Source organism: uncultured Brachyspira sp. (genome assembly GCF_949287625.1).
In the GTDB taxonomy this organism is placed as follows: Bacteria; Spirochaetota; Brachyspiria; order Brachyspirales; family Brachyspiraceae; genus Brachyspira.
The window spans coordinates 1-3,389 of the sequence record NZ_CASEGO010000172.1; the positions used below are offsets into that span (position 1 = coordinate 1).

At 27.6% G+C, this 3,389-nt stretch carries 3 protein-coding genes; 2 read left to right on the plus strand and 1 reads right to left on the minus strand.

Features of this window, described 5'->3' with window-relative positions; all coding sequences use genetic code 11:
* The first annotated feature begins 23 nt into the window (after nt 1-23).
* Together Q1X91_RS15170 and Q1X91_RS15175 are read left to right on the plus strand one after the other, a co-directional pair.
* Entirely contained in the window at nt 24-839 is an 816-nt protein-coding gene (locus tag Q1X91_RS15170) for an HAD-IIIA family hydrolase (RefSeq protein ID WP_300759394.1), read from the plus strand.
* Nucleotides 840-1,282: 443 nt separating this feature from the next.
* A complete protein-coding gene (locus tag Q1X91_RS15175) occupies nt 1,283-1,864 on the plus strand; it encodes a hypothetical protein (protein ID WP_300759390.1) in 582 nt (193 codons plus the stop codon).
* Between the two features lie 130 nt (nt 1,865-1,994).
* Here the strand turns inward: Q1X91_RS15175 and aroF are convergent, their stop codons facing one another.
* Nucleotides 1,995-3,038 (minus strand): 3-deoxy-7-phosphoheptulonate synthase, encoded by a 1,044-nt coding sequence (aroF, locus tag Q1X91_RS15180; protein WP_300759392.1) that lies wholly within the window; start codon nt 3,036-3,038, stop codon nt 1,995-1,997.
* Between the last annotated feature and the right edge of the window lie 351 nt (nt 3,039-3,389).

Here is a 3,389-nt window from a genome sequence, read left to right on the forward strand (position 1 = left end):
ATAATAATAATAATAATAATAATATAGAAAATTACTTTATAAACTTTTATAATTCTTTAGAAAAAAACGCTCTCTTAATAGCATTAGACTTTAATACAGATAATAAAAATAAATTATACACAATAGATAAAAACTATAAAATAATAAGAGACGATATAACTAATCCTTTATCTGGATATTCATTCAATAATTTTGCCATTTATAATAATAAAATATATAAAGATAATAATTTTGATTCAGACATAAAAATAGAAAATGCATTCAATGAAAATAAATTATACGGTATTCCTGCATATTTTGCAGACAGCACTAAAAAAATTAACAAAGCATTATTTTTGGATAGAGACGGAGTATTAATGCATGATGTAGGATATATAGGAACTACTGACAGAGTAAAAATAAAAAAAGAGTTTACAGATGTAGTAAAATATGCAAACAAAAAAGGCTATATAACAATAGTAACAACCAATCAGGCAGGCGTATCATACAATTATTATACAAATGAAGATGTTAATAAAGTGCATAACTATATTTATGAAGAATATAAAAAATGCGGAGCTTTAATAGATGATTTTTATTATTGCCCGTATCATATTAAAGGGCATGTTGAACCATATAATATATTATCAGTGCTTAGAAAACCAGAAGCTGGAATGCATATTCTTGCCTCAAAAAAATATAATATAGATTTAACTTCATCTTTTATGATAGGCGACAGAGACAGCGACATTATAAAAATACCATATCTTAAAACTTTATTAATAGAAACAGATGTTTATGAAATAGAAAATAAAAGTAATATAGTAAAAATAGAAGATATATACGATATACTTATTTAATAATTGATTATTTTTATATATGTTTTTTAATTATTCAGTAATTATTTTTACATATACCTAAATAGATATAGTTTGTCAAAAATTAATTTTTTAATTTAAAATATTTGCATGGCTTTGCCCCGCACCCAACTTCTTTTGTGACGCTGTCCGCCTGCGACCGAAGGAAGTACTGTTAAGTATGGCGTGCGGCTGGAAAAAGAACAACAAAAAAATTGACAAACTTAAGAATTTTCAGTATAATTATAATTTTTAATAGTAAGGGTAAAAAATGTTTGATATAATCGCATCGTTATATAACTTTTTTTTCTTAATAAAAAAACAATATTCTAATTTTTCATTAATTACTTATAGAATTTATAGGTAATGACTCACTTAAAGAAAATTCTGGTATAACACTATTTAACTTTACTGATAATACAATCCAAGTATATGCAAAACAAATATTGAAAAAAGAAAATTTCCAAATACCTAGTGAATATATAGAAGTAGGTACACTTAATGGAGCAGCAGCTTATACAGGAAGCTATTATCAATGGTATCAAGACTCATCATCATCACCTATGGTTAAATCATATATATTCACTATAGATGAAAACGGAAAAATATATGCTGAACAATCCATGAAAGATTGGAAATATGAACTAAACAGCAATATATTATCATATTATATTACAGAAGAAAATATAACAACTAAATATACTTACATAATAGAACAAGATAGAGCAATTAATGATGTAAACTATCAAAATAATGAAGAAATGTTTAATGAGTATAAAAAATCTGATTTATTAACACCTTATGCTGGTACATATTCAGGAGAAAGTATAAAACTAACAGTTGATGAAGCTGATGCCATTATGACTCCAACTCTAAATGATTATACCTCAATATTAAATGGAAATGTTCTAACAATATATGAACTTTCTTCTACAATGAAAGAACATAAAATAGTGTTTAATGGTGATGGAACAGCTGCTTATACTAAACCAGATAACGGCGGTACTGTTACATTAAATAGAAATTAATAAATATTAATTAAAATTAAGCCTGTTCATAAAATATTATGAGCAGGCTTTTTTATTTAATTAAATATTTAATCAAAACTTACTTACAAACTTTTATAATTACATTTTATAACTAAACAATTATAAAAAATTATTTAGTGTAAATCTTTCCGCCATGGCGTTCTTTTATTTTATTTACTGTTTCGCTCATCATATTAACAGACTCCATAATATCTTCAAAAGTATCTGGTTTTATTGACTGAGCCCCATCGCATAAAGCATGTTCAGGATCATTATGTACTTCTATAATCATACCATCGGCACCAGCAGCAAGAGCAGCTAAAGTTAAAGGAAGTGCCATCCAAGCCTTACCGCTGGCATGTGAAGGGTCTCCTATTACTGGCAAATGGCTCATTCTTTTTATCATAGGTATAGCAGAAACATCGAAAGTATTTCTAGTATAAGTTTCAAAAGTTCTTATACCTCTTTCGCATAATACTACATTGCTGTTTCCTTTATCAAGTATATATTCTGCACTCATAAGCCATTCTTCCATAGTGTTTGCAAGTCCTCTTTTTAGAAGTATAGGTTTATTTAATTTACCTACTTCTTTTAAAAGCTCAAAGTTCTGCATGTTTCTTGCACCAATTTGTATCATATCAACAGTATTATCAAAATCTTCTAAATGTCTTATTGATACTATCTCGCTTACAATAGGTATGCCCACCTCTTCTTTTGCAAGTTTTAATATTTTAAGTCCGTCTAAAGCAAGCCCTTGGAAAGCATAAGGCGAAGTTCTAGGTTTGAAAGCCCCTCCCCTAAGTATTGAAGCTCCTGCAGCTTTTACACTTTTAGCAATATTAATAACCTGTTCCTCACTTTCAACCGAACAAGGACCAGCTATTATAACAGGTTTAGCACCTCCTATTTTTACTCCGCTTACATCAACAATAGTATCTTCTTTTTTGAAGGCTCTGTTTGCTCTTTTGAAAGGCTCCTGAACTTTTAAAACTCTGGCAACACCTGGTAAAGTAGCCATTAATTCTCTGTCAACTTTTGAAGTATCGCCTACTATACCTATAACAGTGCAGTCTACACCTACTATCTTATTAGTACCAAGTCCTGCATTTATAAGTCTTTCTGTTATATTGTTTATATATTCTTCTTTAGCGTTTGGTTTCATTACTATTATCATATTAGTCAATCTCCTAAATTTAAAATATTATGTCAGATGTTTTTAGTTTATTATCATATGGGTATTAAAAAATTTAATTTTATATGTGTTTGTTTGTGAAAAAAATAGAATATACTGGCGTCTTAAACGCCAAAAAAGCTAAAGAAAAATGTAAAGCAAAAAGAATTACTTATGATATTTGAAATAATTTTACCTTTCATAGTAAAATATTATATATAAAAATTAATAAAAGTCAAGTAATAGATATACAATTAATTGCACGGGTTCCATACATATTGCATTTAAGTATTCCTTAATTTCTTAAAGTATAGCATAGGAGTATCATAATTTAAAGTAGAATGTATTCTTTTA

Excerpts from the sequence above, each read along its gene's own strand:
- aroF (WP_300759392.1), bottom strand. The coding sequence starts at position 3,038 with ATGATAATAGTAATGAAACCAAACGCTAAAGAAGAATATATAAACAAT.